At 63.5% G+C, this 15,467-nt stretch carries 19 protein-coding genes and 1 tRNA gene; 13 read left to right on the top strand and 7 right to left on the bottom strand.

Annotated elements, in window-relative coordinates; all coding sequences use genetic code 11:
- Positions 1-16: 16 nt before the first annotated feature.
- Complete coding sequence (locus tag XI06_RS25975; RefSeq protein ID WP_271606862.1) at positions 17-376, bottom strand: hypothetical protein; 360 nt, start codon at positions 374-376, stop codon at positions 17-19.
- A gap of 367 nt (positions 377-743) precedes the next feature.
- Here XI06_RS25975 and XI06_RS25970 point away from each other — a divergent pair, with 367 nt between their 5' ends.
- Complete coding sequence (locus tag XI06_RS25970; RefSeq protein ID WP_271606861.1) at positions 744-1,637, top strand: hypothetical protein; 894 nt, start codon at positions 744-746, stop codon at positions 1,635-1,637.
- A gap of 7 nt (positions 1,638-1,644) precedes the next feature.
- On the opposite strand, the gene XI06_RS25965 is transcribed toward XI06_RS25970, so the two are convergent.
- Positions 1,645-2,328: a MarR family winged helix-turn-helix transcriptional regulator gene (locus XI06_RS25965; protein ID WP_237868759.1), complete on the bottom strand. Its 684-nt coding sequence runs from the start codon at positions 2,326-2,328 to the stop codon at positions 1,645-1,647.
- A 153-nt stretch (positions 2,329-2,481) separates the two neighbouring features.
- On the opposite strand from XI06_RS25965, the gene XI06_RS25960 reads away from it, so the two are divergent.
- Positions 2,482-3,570, top strand: a complete 1,089-nt coding sequence (locus tag XI06_RS25960; RefSeq protein WP_271606860.1) for an AraC family transcriptional regulator — start codon at positions 2,482-2,484, stop codon at positions 3,568-3,570.
- A 2-nt stretch (positions 3,571-3,572) separates the two neighbouring features.
- Here XI06_RS25960 and pepT read toward each other — a convergent pair whose 3' ends face one another.
- Positions 3,573-4,820, bottom strand: a complete 1,248-nt coding sequence (pepT, locus tag XI06_RS25955) for a peptidase T (RefSeq protein ID WP_271606859.1) — start codon at positions 4,818-4,820, stop codon at positions 3,573-3,575.
- Between the two features lie 117 nt (positions 4,821-4,937).
- Entirely contained in the window at positions 4,938-5,282 is a 345-nt protein-coding gene (locus tag XI06_RS25950) for an HU family DNA-binding protein (RefSeq protein ID WP_237868762.1), read from the bottom strand.
- 232 nt (positions 5,283-5,514) lie between these two features.
- On the opposite strand from XI06_RS25950, the gene XI06_RS25945 reads away from it, so the two are divergent.
- A tRNA-Asp gene (locus XI06_RS25945) sits at positions 5,515-5,591 on the top strand.
- 193 nt (positions 5,592-5,784) lie between these two features.
- Here XI06_RS25945 and XI06_RS25940 read toward each other — a convergent pair.
- Entirely contained in the window at positions 5,785-5,988 is a 204-nt protein-coding gene (locus XI06_RS25940; protein ID WP_237861871.1) for a hypothetical protein, read from the bottom strand.
- Positions 5,989-6,203: 215 nt separating this feature from the next.
- Between XI06_RS25940 and XI06_RS25935 the strand changes: the two genes are divergently transcribed.
- Positions 6,204-7,106: an alpha/beta fold hydrolase gene (locus XI06_RS25935; RefSeq protein ID WP_271606858.1), complete on the top strand. Its 903-nt coding sequence runs from the start codon at positions 6,204-6,206 to the stop codon at positions 7,104-7,106.
- A 6-nt stretch (positions 7,107-7,112) separates the two neighbouring features.
- Here the strand turns inward: XI06_RS25935 and XI06_RS25930 are convergent, their stop codons facing one another.
- Positions 7,113-8,405 carry a spinster family MFS transporter gene (locus XI06_RS25930; protein WP_271606857.1) on the bottom strand — a complete coding sequence of 431 codons (1,293 nt, stop codon included), beginning with the start codon at positions 8,403-8,405 and terminating at the stop codon, positions 7,113-7,115.
- 56 nt (positions 8,406-8,461) lie between these two features.
- Positions 8,462-9,652 (bottom strand): aromatic ring-hydroxylating dioxygenase subunit alpha, encoded by a 1,191-nt coding sequence (locus XI06_RS25925; RefSeq protein ID WP_271606856.1) that lies wholly within the window; start codon positions 9,650-9,652, stop codon positions 8,462-8,464.
- A 196-nt stretch (positions 9,653-9,848) separates the two neighbouring features.
- Between XI06_RS25925 and XI06_RS25920 the strand changes: the two genes are divergently transcribed.
- The 9 genes from XI06_RS25920 (at position 9,849) to XI06_RS25880 (ending at position 15,461) form a co-directional block, all read left to right on the top strand.
- A complete protein-coding gene (locus tag XI06_RS25920; protein WP_271606855.1) occupies positions 9,849-10,364 on the top strand; it encodes a MarR family winged helix-turn-helix transcriptional regulator in 516 nt (171 codons plus the stop codon).
- Positions 10,365-10,433: 69 nt separating this feature from the next.
- Positions 10,434-10,658: a hypothetical protein gene (locus tag XI06_RS25915; RefSeq protein WP_271606854.1), complete on the top strand. Its 225-nt coding sequence runs from the start codon at positions 10,434-10,436 to the stop codon at positions 10,656-10,658.
- 250 nt (positions 10,659-10,908) lie between these two features.
- A complete protein-coding gene (locus tag XI06_RS25910; RefSeq protein WP_092290902.1) occupies positions 10,909-11,274 on the top strand; it encodes an NADH-quinone oxidoreductase subunit A in 366 nt (121 codons plus the stop codon).
- Positions 11,265-11,852, top strand: a complete 588-nt coding sequence (locus XI06_RS25905) for a NuoB/complex I 20 kDa subunit family protein (RefSeq protein ID WP_237861883.1) — start codon at positions 11,265-11,267, stop codon at positions 11,850-11,852. The genes XI06_RS25910 and XI06_RS25905 overlap by 10 nt, the downstream gene beginning before the upstream one ends.
- An 11-nt stretch (positions 11,853-11,863) precedes the next feature.
- Positions 11,864-12,475: an NADH-quinone oxidoreductase subunit C gene (locus XI06_RS25900; RefSeq protein WP_237861885.1), complete on the top strand. Its 612-nt coding sequence runs from the start codon at positions 11,864-11,866 to the stop codon at positions 12,473-12,475.
- 2 nt (positions 12,476-12,477) lie between these two features.
- Positions 12,478-13,674 (top strand): NADH-quinone oxidoreductase subunit D, encoded by a 1,197-nt coding sequence (locus XI06_RS25895; protein ID WP_194475602.1) that lies wholly within the window; start codon positions 12,478-12,480, stop codon positions 13,672-13,674.
- A complete protein-coding gene (locus tag XI06_RS25890) occupies positions 13,674-14,636 on the top strand; it encodes an FkbM family methyltransferase (RefSeq protein WP_237868768.1) in 963 nt (320 codons plus the stop codon). Before XI06_RS25895 ends, XI06_RS25890 begins: the two co-directional genes overlap by 1 nt.
- A 10-nt stretch (positions 14,637-14,646) precedes the next feature.
- Positions 14,647-15,258, top strand: coding sequence for an NADH-quinone oxidoreductase subunit NuoE (gene nuoE, locus XI06_RS25885; RefSeq protein ID WP_237861891.1), 612 nt, complete (start codon positions 14,647-14,649; stop codon positions 15,256-15,258).
- A complete protein-coding gene (locus XI06_RS25880) occupies positions 15,258-15,461 on the top strand; it encodes a hypothetical protein (RefSeq protein WP_271606853.1) in 204 nt (67 codons plus the stop codon). The genes nuoE and XI06_RS25880 overlap by 1 nt, the downstream gene beginning before the upstream one ends.
- Positions 15,462-15,467 lie beyond the last annotated feature (6 nt).

Genomic DNA, 15,467 nt, shown 5'->3' with positions numbered 1-15,467 from the left:
CGGCTGATCAGTTCAGTCAGGACTTGGGGGGCGGGGAGACCGTATCGGGCGCAATTCCGATCAGCGCAGGCACGCGCTGCTGAACCGGCGCTGCCATCAGGTCTGTCGCGGCGCCGGATTGCAGCGGTTGCACGACAGCGACGGAGAAGCAGCCGTGGCAGTGATGGCCTGCCAGCGCCTTGTGATCGCCGTGGCCGTCAAAACCGCTGTCGAGGAGCGATGCGATCTCCGAGCCGCCCGAAGGGCTGGTGACATCGATGTCGTGCGTGCCATGGAGCACGCCCGCAAGCAGGTAGACGGTCGCCACCACGATAGCCACCAACCCACGCCAGTTGCGCGGGGAGCAAAAGCTGGAGATGCGGCGGGGCGTGGTCACTGTGGCGCTCGGTTCCTGATCTGCCTCCGGTAGCACGGCGGCCGGAACAGTGTCGACCCGCAACATTGTTACGTGTGGGGAACCTGATGTCGCGAGCGCCCGAACGAAAAGGCCCCAGCCCGGGGCTGACCGGCTGAGGCCTCTTCTGCTCACAATCTTCATCCGTTGGGACTTGCAGAGACAATTTCGGTCTCGCTGGTTCGTTCCGGCAGCTTGTAAAATTTAGGAACGTTCTCCGGTCCCCCTCATTAGCGCCCCGGAGCGTTTGAGGAGGAAGGGACCATGGACGGACTGATCTATCTGATCGGCCTGATCGTCGTGATCATGGCGATCTTGTCGTTCTTCGGCCTGCGCTGAGAGACCCGCTATGACGATTGAAACTCTCGTGCAGGACAACATCGTGGAAGGCGGCTTCATCGCCGCCGAGGAGCAGCGGAGCATCCAGTGGAGCTCCGTCATATCAGGCGCTCTTGCGTCCGGCGCAATGTCGTTCATTCTGGTCAGCTTTGGCGTGGCCATTGGCCTCGGAGTCAGCTCGGCGTCGCCGACATGGCGCGACGCCTCGGCCGCGCTGGCGCTGCTGTCAGGACTGTATCTGATCATCCAGGCGATCGTCAGTTTTGGCTTCGGCGGCTACATCGCCGGCCGCACGGCCAGGCCGGCGCCCACGCTTGCAACGATTGAGGATGACGGCGAGCGGCGCGACGGGCTGCACGGGCTGATGTCATGGGCGCTGGCCATTCTGATCGGTGCCGCGCTGCTGGCGATCATCGGTGCCGCGGCGATCGAGCGCTCGCCGGTGCGCAGCGGAGCCGGCAACGCGACCTCCGCCGAGCCCTTGCTCAGCTACGAGCTCGACAAGTTGTTCCGCGCCCCACGCCGACCTGTCAACACCGACATGCGGGAAGCCCGTGCCGAAGCCGGGCGCATCCTGATGACGTCATCGAGCCACAGCGGCATCACCGTCGATGATCGTGCCTACCTCGTGCAGCAGGTCGCGGCGCTGACGGGACTGGGCGCACCCGACGCCGAGCGGCGCGTCGATGCGTCGATCGCCGACGCCCACACGGCGATCAATCGCGCCAGGCGCAATTCGGTCATCGTCGCCTTCTCGGTTGCAGCGGCGGCCCTGATTGGCGCTGCCGTGGCCTGGGCTGCGGCCGTGGCGGGCGGGCGTCACCGCGATGGCGAGCCGCTGCCGAACTGGATGGCCAGTTCCAACCGTTTCCATCGCAGCCGGCGTGCCATGCCGGTGCCGTAGCCGGCCTTCAGTCGCCGCTGGCGCGTTCGAAGCTGGTGCAAAGCTGCTCGGTTTCCTGAAGGGTCAGCTGGGCCCGATGAAGCCGGCACCGAAACTCGGTATCGGTGCGCGCCTTGTTCAGGCGCGCGTCGGCACTTCTGCGAAGAAAAATACAGTCGCTGCAACGACCGGCGCTGGTTTCGGTGCGTGGTGCGTCGATGCGGTTCAGGATTTCGTTCAACGCATTCCTGAGCTTCAGGCGATCCTCCGCGACCAGTGTCGCGATCGCGTTCGCCATGCCGCTGATCGGGTCATGCTGGGCAAGCAGTTTGTTGCCTTGTGGGGTCACGCAAAGCATCACCGACCGCTTGTCGCTGGGGGCAGGTTCGCGGACCACATATGATTTGTCCTCGAGCGTCTTGATGATCTGTGTCGCGGTCGCCCGGGTCGTGCCGATATAGTCGGCGACTGCCGTCGGGGATTTCGAGAATCTGTTGGCTCGCGCGAGGAATCGCAGCGCCTTCCATTCCCGGTCACGCAATCCGCGCAGATCGTCCAGAACCTGGCAGGCGCCCGCCGCCTGAACCAGCAACTCAACTGTTTCGCGTATGAGGGGCATGATCAGCTCGGATAAGGACGGAGGGAGGTCTGCCGGCGTGCGGCAGCGCCCGGCCGGCGGCGGTTTTCGTTGACCCAGATCAAGGGTGGACAAGGTTGCTGCCTGTGAAATCGCAGGCTCAGGGGCGTCAACGCTCGCAGAATCAATCGTGCCGCCCGTCCTGTGATCTAGGAGCGGGCTGCGGTTCCGTCTTGTGATTGCGAGCCGGCGATTTGGCGATCGGGGTCAATCGCGATTGATACTGCCATGCACCACACCAATCGCTTCAGTTCCATCCCCAGCGCATCAGGCGGGATCGCGCGATTGGCTTGCGCGCGCGTTCGCGACGCCGGACGGGATCTTGCACAGATGGCGTCGCGGGCAGGGCTGGCGCTTGCGCTGATCGACGAGCCGGCCCGCCGGCTCGACGTGGCCGCACAGATCAAGCTGCTTGATCTGGCGGCTCAGGAGCTCGGCGACGAGCAACTCGGCTTCCATCTGTCGCAGGAGTTCGATCTCCGCGAGATCGGTCTTCTGTATTACGTCATGGCGTCGTCGGAGACCGTCGCGGACGCGCTTCGCAATGCCGCGCGCTACAGCACGCTGAACAACGAAGGGGTTCAGCTATCCGTCGATCTCGATCGCGGCACTGCGATTGCGCTTCACTATCTGGACGTCGAGCGTCAGTCCGACCGCCATCAAGTGGAGTTCTGGATCGGCGCCCTGGTGCGCGTCTGCCGGCGGCTCACCAACAACCGATTGGCGCCGCAGCAGATCAGGGTGAGGCATCATCGTCCCGAACTTTCAGCCGGGATCAAAAACTTTCTCGGCTGCGAAGTCCACTTTGGATCTTATGCCGACGAGATCGTCTTTGCCGCGGGCACCGCGTCGCTTCGATCCGTCGACGCGGACTCCTATCTCAACCGCCTGCTGTTGAGTTACGCCAACGAGGCCCTGGGCAAGCGGACGCAGCCGCGATCGAGCTTGCGATCTCGCGTCGAGGAGGCGATCGCTCAAGCCTTGCCACATGGGCAGGCCAATGCCGCCATGATTGCGGGACGTCTCGGCATGAGCCGCCGGACGCTCGCGCGCGCCCTGGCGGAGGAGGGCGTGACGTTCTCGGAGTTGCTCGCAGAACTGCGGTCGCTGCTGGCCAAACGCTATCTGAGTGAGCGCGAGCTTCCGATCTCGCAGATCGCCTGGCTGCTCGGCTACCGCGAGACAAGCTCCTTCACCAACGCCTTCGCCCGCTGGACCGGCTCGACGCCACGAGAATTTCGCGTCACCCACGGCGGCCGATCAAAGCCGTCCAATGGCCGGCGCGCGGTGAGAATGCCGGGCAATCGCAGCAGATGAGCTTAGGCCTTCTCCTCCCAGATCATCGCCAGATGCACGATGGTCTGCACCGCCTTTTCCATGTCCTGCCGGCTCACCCATTCCAGCCGCGAGTGAAACGCGTGCTCGCCCGCAAAAATGTTGGGGCAGGGCAGGCCCATGAAGGAGAGGCGCGAGCCGTCGGTGCCGCCGCGGATCGCGGTGCGCATCGGGCGCAGGCCGGCCCGGCGGATCGCCTCGATGGCGTATTCGAGGATATGCGGGTAACGATCGATTACCTGCTTCATGTTGCGGTACTGCTCGCGCACCTCGAACTTGTAGGTCGAGTGCGGGTAGTCCTTCATCACGTCCTTGACGATGGTCTCGAGCAGGGCTTCCTTGTCCTTCAGCCCTTCCTCGGTGAAGTCGCGGACGATGAAGGAGAGCGTCGCCTGTTCCAGCGCGCCTTCGATGCCGACCGGATGCAGAAAACCCTGCTTGCCTGAGGTGGTCTCGGGCGAGCAGCCTTCCTTCGGGAGTCGCTCGACGATGGCGGCCGCGATCTTGATGGCGTGCTCCATCTTGCCCTTGGCATAACCAGGGTGGGCGCTGACGCCCGTGATGGTGATGGTGGCGCCGTCGGCGGAGAAGGTCTCGTCCTCGACGCTGCCGGCGCTCTCGCCGTCCATGGTGTAGCCGAAGTCGGCGCCGAGCTTCTTGATGTCGACATTGTCGACGCCGCGGCCGATCTCTTCATCCGGCGTGAACAGGATCCTGATGGTGCCGTGCTTCACGTCCGGGTTGTTGATGAAGAAATGCGCGGCATCCATGATTTCGGCGACACCGGCCTTGTTGTCGGCGCCGAGCAGCGTAGTGCCGTCGGTGGTGATGATGTCGTTGCCGATCTGGTGCTTCAGCGCGGGATGCTCGGTGAAGCGGATCACCTGGCTGGCGTCGCCCGGCAGCGTGATGTCGCCGCCGCGATAGTTCTTCACGACCTGCGGCTTGACGTCCTTGCCGGTGACGTCGGGCGAGGTGTCCATGTGCGAGCAGAAGCAGATCACCGGCACTTTCTTGGTCGTGTTGGCCGGGATCGTCGCGTAGACGTAGCCGTAATCGTCGAGATGGGCATCCGCGACGCCCATGGCCTTCAGCTCTGTCACAAGAACGCGGCCGAGATCCTTTTGCTTCTCGGTCGATGGCGAGGCAGGGGAATTCGGATCGGACTGGGTGTCGATGGTGACGTAGCGCAGGAAGCGTTCGGTCACGGTATGCGTGAAGGTCAGGGACATTTCTGGTCAAACCGCCGGGCTTTGGGGAGCAGGTGTTGGGAAGCAGCCGATATACCAGAAAGCGGGCGGCGTTGCGGCACCGGCGACGCTGGATCAGGCTTAACGAAGCGTGAGCGCTCAGATCGCCTCTTTCAGCTCCTTGACCGGGCGGAACGCGACCTTCTTGCTGGCCTTGATGTGGATGGCTTCGCCCGTGGCTGGATTGCGGCCGGTGCGGGCGGCGCGCTTGCGAACCTGAAGGATGCCGAGCCCAACGATACGAACGCGGTCGCCCTTCTTGAGGTGCTTGGTGATGAGGTCGACCATGTCAGTCAGGACCGCTTCGGCATGCTTCTTGGAGAGGTCCTGGCTCTCAGCGATGTCGGCGGCCAAGTGCTTGAGCGTGATCGTGGCGGGGGCGGTGGCCTTCTTCGCCGAATCCTTCTTGGCCGAGTCCTTCTTAGCCGAGTCCTTCTTAGCCATGTCTGGCCTCCTCGATTCTTGCGGGGTCGCGGAGAGAGGGCCTCGGAACCTCGCAAGTAACGGAAGGCGTAGACGATTCGGGACCGGGCTGACTACGTCGCGGGATGTGGGAGGGACGATACCTGCGCGCTGGCGGCGCGACACGGGACTATTCCGGCTGTGGGTGCCAACGTCCTTGACTTCACAATGTCACGCCTTTAAGTCCCCCCTCGTTCCGCGGACATCGCGTCACGCGGGAGTAGCTCAGTTGGTTAGAGCGCCGGCCTGTCACGCCGGAGGTCGCGGGTTCGAGCCCCGTCTCTCGCGCCATTTTTGGCAACATCTTCCTCCCTTCGCCGCCACCATCACTATCCAAACCACGCCCGTCGTGCGACCGCCGCTGATCAGGCGGCGAATTCATTTGTCTTATCAAGATGTTGTGTGCTGATCTTCAGTCGTTTCAGGAAAGCAAAAGGCCGCCTCGTGGCGGCCATTGCATCTCAAGTCGGACCTTTTTCGGCGATTAGCGAATTTCAGAGGTGCCCGAGCTCGTGATCGCCACCGGCTTGCCGGCCTTGATCACATGAGTGGACTGGGCGGTCTGGCTAAATTCGGCGTTGGTGCGAGCTGCGATCCCGAAGGCGGCCACTGCGATGCCGGCCACCAGCGCCACCACCACGATCTTCAGGTGGGTACCCCGATCTGCAGAGTGAATTGAGTGGTTCATCGAAGCCTCCCGACGGGCTTTGGCGCCGTCTGTAGGCTGATGTCTTAAGGAGCATCTGTTTCCGGATCGTTTCGCGGGTTCCGCAAAATGGTTTCATCTGGCGATTTCACCGCTTCGCCTTGGGCCCTCTTACCTGCCGCGTAATCGCACAGGCCCCGTCAGCTCGTCATGATCGCTTCCATCGGCCGCGAACAATCCGGCAAGGGAGAAGCACCATGAACCGTCGAACCGTCCTCGAAGCCACGCTACTCGGAACCGCCTTGGCGGCATCGGGCACAAGTGCGCCAGCAGCGGCCCAACCTGCTGTGCGATCGCCCTATGTGACCGCCAGGGACGGCACGAAACTGTTCGTGCAGGACTGGGGCAACGGAAAGCCTGTGCTGCTGCTGACGGCCTGGACCTTCGATGCCAGCACCTGGGGCAGTCAGATCGAGGCTCTCACTGCGAAAGGCTTTCGTTGCGTTGCGCCTGACCGGCGCGGACATGGCCGATCGGAGATGCCCTCATCGGGCTATGACCTGGACACACTGACCGACGATGTCGCCGCGGTGATCGAGGCACGCAATCTGCGTGACGTCACGCTGGTGGGCTTCTCGATGGGGACGGTCGAGGCGGTGAACTATCTCGGACGATATGGCTCGGACCGGATCGCAAGGCTGGTGCTGGTCGCGCCGACGACGCCGTTTCTGGTCAAGACCGAAGATAATCCGGATGCTGTTCCGAGGGCGATGATCGAGGCCGACAACGCGGCCGTCGCGCGCGACTTCGCCAAATGGATTGTGGCGAATGAGGCGCCGTTCTTCCTGCCCGAGACGCCGGAGATCACGCGGACCTGGATCCGCGAGATGATGCTGCGCGTGCCGTTGCCGGTGGCGATGGCCTGCCGCAAGACCATCTCCCTCTCCGATCTGCGCGCGGCTGCCGCCAGGATCGATCGCCCGACGCTGATCCTGCAGGGCGACAAGGATGCCAGCGCGCCGCTGCCCTTGACGGGAGCCAAGACCGCGAAACTGATCAAGGGCAGCAAGCTGATCGTCTACGAGGGCGCGCCGCACCCTCTGCCGCTGACGCACGGCGAGCGGCTGATTGCGGACATGCTTTCGTTCATGGCGGCTTGAGGGGGCTCAGCCCGCCCTGACGATATCGGCGCGGATGGTCCGCGCCGCCCAGATGAACAGAAGCGCGCCGAGCGTGGTCGTGACCGCCGCTGAGAGCAGCGAATAGCGCACGGCATCATTGCCGTAGCTGCCCTTCAGCGCATCATTGACCACGCCGACGGCGAGCGGGCCGACACCCTGGCCGAAGCAGGTCGCGGTGAGCGCGATCAGAGCCGAGGCCAGCGCCCGCATGCTGGGCCTGGCCACCGTCTGCGCAATCGCGAAGATCGGCCCGAGATGGAAGCCGACCAGGAAGGAGGTCAGCGCCAGCATCGCGACCATCATCGCGAAATCCTGCGTCAGCATGCAGAGCGCAAAGACGGGACCGGCGAGGCCTGAGGTGATCGCCGGCGCCCACAGCTTCCAGCGGTCGTCGCGGCGGCTCACTTGTGCCACCACGAAGCCTCCGAGCAGGGTGCCGGCCATGCCGGCAAGCCCCTTGAAGGTGCCGGCATAGGTGCCGATCTCGGCGCTCGACAGATGATGCACGCGCGCCAGGAACGGCGGGATCCAGGCCGCGGTCGCGTAATTGGTGTAGGTCGTGAGGCAGAAGCCGATCAGCACGATCATAAAGCTCTGCTGCGAAGCGAGGAAGCGCAGCGTCGGTCCGAGTGGCTCGGGCACGAAGCTCTCCTGCATCGCGCCGCGCTTTGGCTCGGAGATCGTCAGCCACAGGGTCAGCGCGAGCAGGATGCCCGGCACGCCCGCGACATAGAAGGCCATGCGCCAGCCATAGTGCTGATTGACATAGCCGCCGACGAAATAGCCGAGGAAGACACCGAGATAGGTGCCGATGGCGTAGACGCCGAGCGCACGCGGGCGCTCGTTCTTGGCAAACAGGTCGGCGACGATCGATTGCGAGGCCGGGGAGCCCGCGGATTCGCCGATGCCGACGCCGATCCTCGCAAACGCGAGCGCTGTCACGCTCGACGCGGCGCCGCACAGCGCCGTCATTGCGCTCCAGAACGCGAAGGCGATCGCCACGATGTTGCGGCGGTTGAGCCGGTCGGCGACGCGCGCGATGGGAATGCCGAGCAGGGAATAGAACAGCGCGAAGCCGAAGCCCGCGAGCAGGCCCATCATGGTGTCGCTGAGTTGAAACTCCTTCTTGATCGGCTCGATCAGGACGTTGAAGATCGTGCGGTCGAGAAAGTTCAGCGCGTAGATGATGGTGAGCAGGCCGAGCACGTAATAGCGCCGCGCCGTGGGTTTCTCCGCGGAGGTGGTCTGCACCGGCATTTGTGACGTCACATCGACCATCGCTCCCCCCAATCTGTCTTTTGTTGTTATCGTTGGTCCAGCCCAGTTCGGGCTGACTAGCCTTCGCGGATGTAGTTCCCCGCTTCGAACGCGACTTGCGGCGCGCCTGTGTCGAATGAAACGCCGACCGGGTCACGGCCTGCTTCCATCGCTTCCAGTTGCTCGCCCAGCATGCGCCGGATCATCAGGATGCCGCGGTCGCTTTGGCCGAAATGCTCCTCGGAATGAACGGTCACCGGGCCCTGGCCGACCTGGGCCTCGTAATCGCCGGGGAATTGCTGGTGCTCTTCTTCCGTCATGTCCCACCAGAATTTTCCGTTGAACTTCGAGCGCATGCGGCCGATGTCGCCTGATGTCTTGACGCGGCCGGCGACATAGATGCGGAACGAGGTGTCGTCGATCGGCAGCGTCCAGCCGATCGACTCGACACGGGCAAATTGGGCGACGCGCGGATTGGGAACCACGCGCAGCGTGGGGAGGGCGGCTTCGGTGACGCGGTAAAAAACTTTGCCGTCGTCCTGCTTGCGGATCGAGCGCACGGCGATGCCGCGTGGCGTCTTGTCGAACGTCACCTCCGGCATCGAGGCCATCATGTTGGTGAATTGCGGCCCCGAGAACGAGCCGTGCAGGACCGGCACGTGATAGGGATCGACCACGTTCTCGAAATGCTGCAGCCAGTTGCAGGGAATGATTGCCGGTCCGCCGCCACCGATCGATGAATCGTCGGCCTCGACGAACTCGCCGTCGTCCATGTTTTCGAGGCACTCGTAAGCCGGCAGCACCGGACGTTTCTCGGCCGGGCCCATATAGGCGAAGATCAAGCCGTAGCGCTCCTCGACGGGGTACCAGGGCTGGCGCACCTTGTCCTTGAACTGGCCGCCATCGGGCTCACAGGGTTGCTCTAGACAATGACCCTCGGTGTCGAACTTCCAGCCGTGGTAGCAGCAGCGGATGCCGTCCTCTTCGACCTTGCCGTAGTAGAGCGTGGTGCCGCGATGGCAGCAGCGGGCGTGAAGCAGGCCGACGCGGCCGTGCTTGTCGCGGAACAGGATGAGGTCCTCGCCAAGTGCGCGCACCTTCTTCGGCGTGTCGGTGGCGTCGCTGACGAGGCCGACCGGATGCCAGTAGCGGCGGAGCAATTCGCCCATCGGCGTGCCGCGTACGACCGAGGTGAGCTCGATGCGCGTGAGCGCCGGCTTCATCGCATAGGCTGTGCCGAGATCGCGATCCCGCTGGGTCATCGTCATGCTGGTTTCTCCCGCCGCGGGCCTTGGGTGGCCCCGTCGCTCCTGGCGCGTTGAGCTAGTGAAAAATAATTCGATGACAATGTCAACGATCATCCCAGGGTGCTTCACAGGCGCATTTGGGACAGATTGGGCAGGTTGCGCTACCAACGCTCTACGACCACTTGGCACGTCCTGGCTTTCTTGGCAGAGGTGGGCCATGAGCCAGACATCGAGCAGGGACGGGCGTGCATCGTCCGATGCGGACGACAATCATTCGCCGGCCCCGATCACCGTGATGCTGTCGTCACGGCTGATGGTGCTGGCCAATCTGCTCAAGCGTGGCGCCATCCTGCGCTACAAGCGTCTCGCCGGATTGTCCTCGGTCGAGTTCGGTCTGGTCGCCTCGCTCGGCCGGCGGCCATCGATGAGCGTGGCCCGGCTCGCCGAAGCGGTCGGTCAGGACAAGGGGCAGATCAGCCGTGCATTGGCGGAACTCGTGTCGCGCAAGCTGATCGAGAAGTCGACAAATCCGAAGGATAGTCGCGAGGTGCTGGTGTCGCTGACACCAGCAGGCCTCGCCGCGCATGATGTGATCGTCGAAGGCGCGCGGGAGCGCAACCAGATGTTGCTCGAGCAATTGAGCAATGACGAACTCGTGACGCTGCTCGCGCAAATCGATCGTCTCACCGCAACCGCGGAAGCGATGCTCGAAGCCGAGAAGGTTGTGCGCTGATCGTCCGGGTATCTCCGGATCTCCTGACATGACGCATTCGCTAGACGAGCCCCGGTCCCGTCGTGACGCATGGCTCCCCTGACCGCGCGCCTATGGATACGTGTCTTTGCTGCACCGGCCTTGCTCGCCGCCGCGACCAGCACGGGTCTGTTGGCTGCGCTGCTCTGGGGAACGGCGGGCCAGTATGTCGCCTGGGTGACAGTCGGGCCACCGGTGGCGGTCGTCGCCTGGGTTTGGGTGCGTCGCCGCGGCGAGAAAACCCGGCCATTTCCGCCGGCGATCCAGGGCAAATAGCGGGGCGTGGCGGGTCCGCCGCAATCTCAGAAACTGCTGCCCTGCAAATCTGTGCCTGCCCTTGTCGCGTCGGGCGATCTGCTCCATACCAGCCGCCGGGTGATTCCGGGATTTCCACCGGTCTGGGAGCAGCAAAGGGCCTGAAAAGAGCGTGTCTTGCGCCCATTGGTGCACTGCGCTAAGGCTCAGAATAATTCCAAATCGGACGAATCCGTGGCTGTCCCGAGGCTGCGGGAAAAAGGGCTCGTCAATGAGCGGCATTCTACAGAACTATCTTCCACTCGTCGTCTTTATAGGGGTAGCGGCCATCATCGGCCTGGTGCTCCTGATCGCGCCCTTCATCGTGGCGTTCCAGCAGCCGGATCCGGAAAAGCTGTCGGCGTATGAGTGCGGTTTCAATGCCTTCGACGATGCCCGCATGAAGTTCGACGTCCGCTTCTATCTGGTCGCCATCCTCTTCATCATCTTCGACCTCGAAGTGGCGTTCCTGTTTCCGTGGGCGGTGGCGTTTGGCAAGCTTGGCGCGACCGGCTTCTGGTCCATGCTGGTGTTCCTCGCCGTTCTGACGGTGGGCTTCGCCTATGAATGGAAGAAAGGCGCACTCGAATGGGATTGAACCCTGCAACGTCCTCCGGTCCGGTCGTAGCGCCGGCGCCCAAGGGCATCCTGGACCCGTCGACCGGCAAGCCGGTCGGGGCCAATGATCCGTTCTTTCTTGAGGTCAATTCCGAGCTCTCCGACAAGGGCTTCTTCACGGCTGCGACCGACGACCTCATCACCTGGGCCCGTACCGGCTCGCTGATGTGGATGACCTTCGGGCTCGCCTGTTGCGCGGTCGAGATGATGCAGGTGTCGATGCCGCGCTATGACGTCGAGCGCTTTGGCTTTGCGCCGCGTGCCTCGCCGCGTCAGTCCGACGTGATGATCGTCGCCGGCACCCTGACCAACAAGATGGCTCCGGCGCTGCGCAAGGTCTACGACCAGATGCCCGAGCCGCGTTACGTGATCTCGATGGGCTCCTGCGCCAATGGCGGCGGCTACTACCACTATTCCTACTCGGTCGTGCGCGGCTGCGACCGCATCGTCCCGATCGACATCTATGTGCCGGGTTGCCCGCCCACGGCGGAGGCGCTGCTTTACGGCGTGCTGCTGCTGCAGAAGAAGATCCGCCGCATCGGCACCATCGAACGCTAAGGTTTTACGTCATGGACGACGCCAAGCTCGACGCCCTGGGGCAGACGATCGTGAGCGCGCTTCCGGGCGCTGCCACCGGTTATCAGGTGGCCTTCAACCAGCTCGCGGTTGATGTCGAGGCCAGCAAGATCGTCGAGGTGGTCAAGTACCTCCGCGACGATCCGAACTGCCGTTTCGTCAACTTCACCGACATCACGGCGGCCGACTATCCCTCGCGCGAAAAGCGTTTTGACGTGATCTATCACTTCCTGTCACCGACCCTGAACACGCGCATCCGTCTCAAGGCCCAGGCCGACGAGACCACGCAGGTGCCGTCGCTGATCGAGGTGTTCCCCGGCGCCGACTGGTTCGAGCGCGAGGCCTACGACCTCTACGGCGTGTTCTTCGTCGGTCACCCCGACATGCGCCGCATCCTCACCGATTACGGCTTCGAGGGGCATCCGCTGCGCAAGGATTTCCCGCTGACCGGCTTCCTCGAGGTCCGCTACGACGACCAGGAGAAGCGGGTGGTGTACGAGCCGGTCCGGCTCAACCAGGAATTCCGCAAGTTCGATTTCCTCTCGCCATGGGAAGGGGCGGACTATCCGCTTCCCGGTGACGAGAAGGCAGGACCGAAGGCCTGATCATGAACGAGCAACCTGAACAGCTTCGTAATTTCACCATCAACTTCGGGCCGCAGCATCCAGCCGCGCACGGCGTGCTGCGTCTGGTGCTGGAGCTCGACGGTGAAGTCGTCGCTCGCGTCGATCCGCATATCGGCCTGCTTCACCGCGGCACTGAAAAGCTGATCGAGCAGAAGACCTATCTGCAGGCGATCCCGTATTTCGACCGGCTCGACTACGTCGCGCCGATGAACCAGGAGCACGCCTTCTGCCTCGCCGCCGAGAAGCTGCTCGGCATCGAGGTGCCGCGTCGCGGCCAGTTGATCCGCGTGCTCTATTGCGAGATCGGTCGCATCCTGTCGCATCTGCTCAACGTCACCACGCAGGCGATGGACGTCGGCGCGCTGACCCCGCCGCTGTGGGGCTTCGAAGAGCGCGAGAAGCTGATGGTGTTTTACGAGCGCGCCTCGGGCAGCCGCATGCACGCAGCCTTCTTCCGTGTCGGCGGCGTGCACCAGGACCTGCCGCAGAAGCTGGTCGACGACATCGAGGCCTGGTGTGATCCGTTCCTCAAAGTGGTCGATGACCTCGACCGCCTGCTCACCGCCAACCGCATCTTCAAGCAACGCAACGTCGACATCGGCGTGGTGCCGCTGAAGGAAGCCTGGGAGTGGGGTTTCTCCGGCGTGATGGTGCGTGGCTCGGGCGCGGCCTGGGACCTGCGCAAGTCGCAGCCCTATGAATGCTATGCCGAGATGGATTTTGACATTCCGATCGGCAAGAACGGCGACTGCTACGACCGCTACCTGATCCGCATGGAAGAGATGCGCCAGTCGGTGCGCATCATGAAGCAGTGCATCCAGAAGCTGAACGCGCCTGATGGCAAGGGCCCCGTCGTCGTCGAGGACAACAAGGTCGCGCCGCCCCGTCGTGGCGAGATGAAGCGGTCGATGGAAGCCCTCATCCACCACTTCAAGCTCTACACCGAGGGCGTTCACGTGCCGGAAGGCGAGGTCTACGCCGCGGTCGAGGCGCCCAAGGGCGAGTTCGGCGTCTATCTGATCTCCGACGGCACCAACAAGCCCTACAAGTGCAAGATCCGCGCGCCGGGCTTTGCCCATCTCCAGGCGATGGACCACATCTGCCGCGGCCATCTGCTTGCCGACGTCTCGGCCATTCTCGGCTCGCTCGACATCGTGTTCGGAGAGGTCGATCGGTGATGGCGCAGGCGCCAATCCAGTTTGACCGTGCCTCGGGGGCCCTTGAAGGGGCCAACCTGTGGGAGCGGACGGCTGCCTTGGCGCTGGTGACGGGCTCGAAGATCTCCTCGCACTTCTCGCACATGGGCTACATCGCCTGCGCGAATTTGCTGCGGAAGACGCTGCCCGAGCGCAACATCGCGATCAAGCTCAACCCGGACGCCGTGTTCGAATTCCCGTACGGCGACGGTTACTGGAGCAAGCTGCTCAACCGGTCCTATTGCTATGAGGACGAGCTGGAGCTCTTGTTCAGCGACTCCATCGACGTCGATTACACGTTGCTCGATTGCGGTGCGAACTACGGCTACTGGTCGGTGCTGGTGTCGAGCAAGCCGTTCGGTTCGCACAAGGCGATCGCGATCGAGCCGTCGGGCCAGAACTATCCGAAGCTCGCCAATAATTCGCGCATCAACGGCAACCGCTTCGAGACCATGAAGTGCGCGATCGGCGCTGCCCGCGGCACCGCGCGTCTGTCAGGCACCAAGCACGAAGCCTTCAGCATCGCCGGCGCCGCATCGGCCGGCGGTGAAGAAGTGCCTGTCCTCGCACTCGATGACCTCATCGACGACGGCAAGATCCCGGCATCAGGCAAATACCTGATCAAGCTCGACGTCGAGGGCGTCGAGATCGAGGCGATCAAGGGCGGCGCCCGGCTGCTTCAGACCGACAGCGTCATCATCTGCGAGGAGCACGGCAGCGACCGTTCTCATGCGGTGTCGCGCTACATCCTCGAACAGACCCCGATGAAGCTGATCGTGCTCGATCCGCGCACCAACCGGCTGGAGACCGTGACCGAGCTGTCGATCCTCGACCGCATCAAGGTCTCGACCCACGTCGGCTACAACGTTTTCGGCACCGCAAGCGCGTTCTGGCAGGACAGGATCAATGCCCTGAACGCCAAAACCGCGCGCCGCATGCAGTGAGAGATCAGATATGTCCGTTCGCCGATTAGCACCGAAGGAAGTCCAGCCCGCGAGCTTTACGTTCACGGACGAGAACCTCGCGTTCGCCAAGCAGCAGATCGCGAAATATCCAGCCGGACGTCAGGCCTCGGCCGTCATCGCCATTCTCTGGCGCGTCCAGGAGCAGCATGACGGCTGGGTTTCGGAAGCCGCGATCCGCGCCGTCGCCGACCTGCTCGACATGCCCTATATCCGCGTGCTCGAGGTCGCGACCTTCTACACGATGTTCCAGCTCGCCCCCGTCGGCAAGAAGGCCCACGTCCAGGTCTGCGGCACCACGCCGTGCCGCCTGCGCGGCGCCGAAGATCTGATCCATGTCTGCGAGAGCCGGATCCATCACGATCCCTTCCACCTCTCCAAGGACGGCAATTTCAGCTGGGAAGAGGTGGAGTGCCTGGGCGCCTGCGTGAACGCGCCGATGGTGCTGATCGGCAAGGACACCTATGAGGACCTGACCGCGGAAAGCTTCGGCAAGGTGCTCGACGGTTTCGCGTCGGGCAATCCGCCCAAGCCCGGTCCGCAGAACGGCCGCCAGTTCTCCGCGCCGATGGGCGGGCCGACCACGCTGAAGGAGACCTCCTGATGGGTCTTCCGTCCAAGGCGAACCGGGGGAGCGAAGCCGTGAAGAAATGGGGCTTCGTCGCCATGCACTCCGCGCTCGCCGCCGCCTTCATGTTCCTGCTGCAGCGCTTCGTGATGAACGCGACGCAGGAATCCAGTCTGCTCTGGGCGCTGACCTTCGCCGTCTGCGCCGCCGGGCTTGCCTACAAGCAGGCCAACCGTTGATCGGAA

Origin of the sequence: Bradyrhizobium sp. CCBAU 11434 (assembly GCF_028128895.1) — a bacterium.
Lineage (GTDB): Bacteria > Pseudomonadota > Alphaproteobacteria > Rhizobiales > Xanthobacteraceae > Bradyrhizobium > Bradyrhizobium zhengyangense.
Note: the sequence above shows the minus strand (reverse complement) of the source record. Positions and strands in the feature narration are given on the sequence as shown.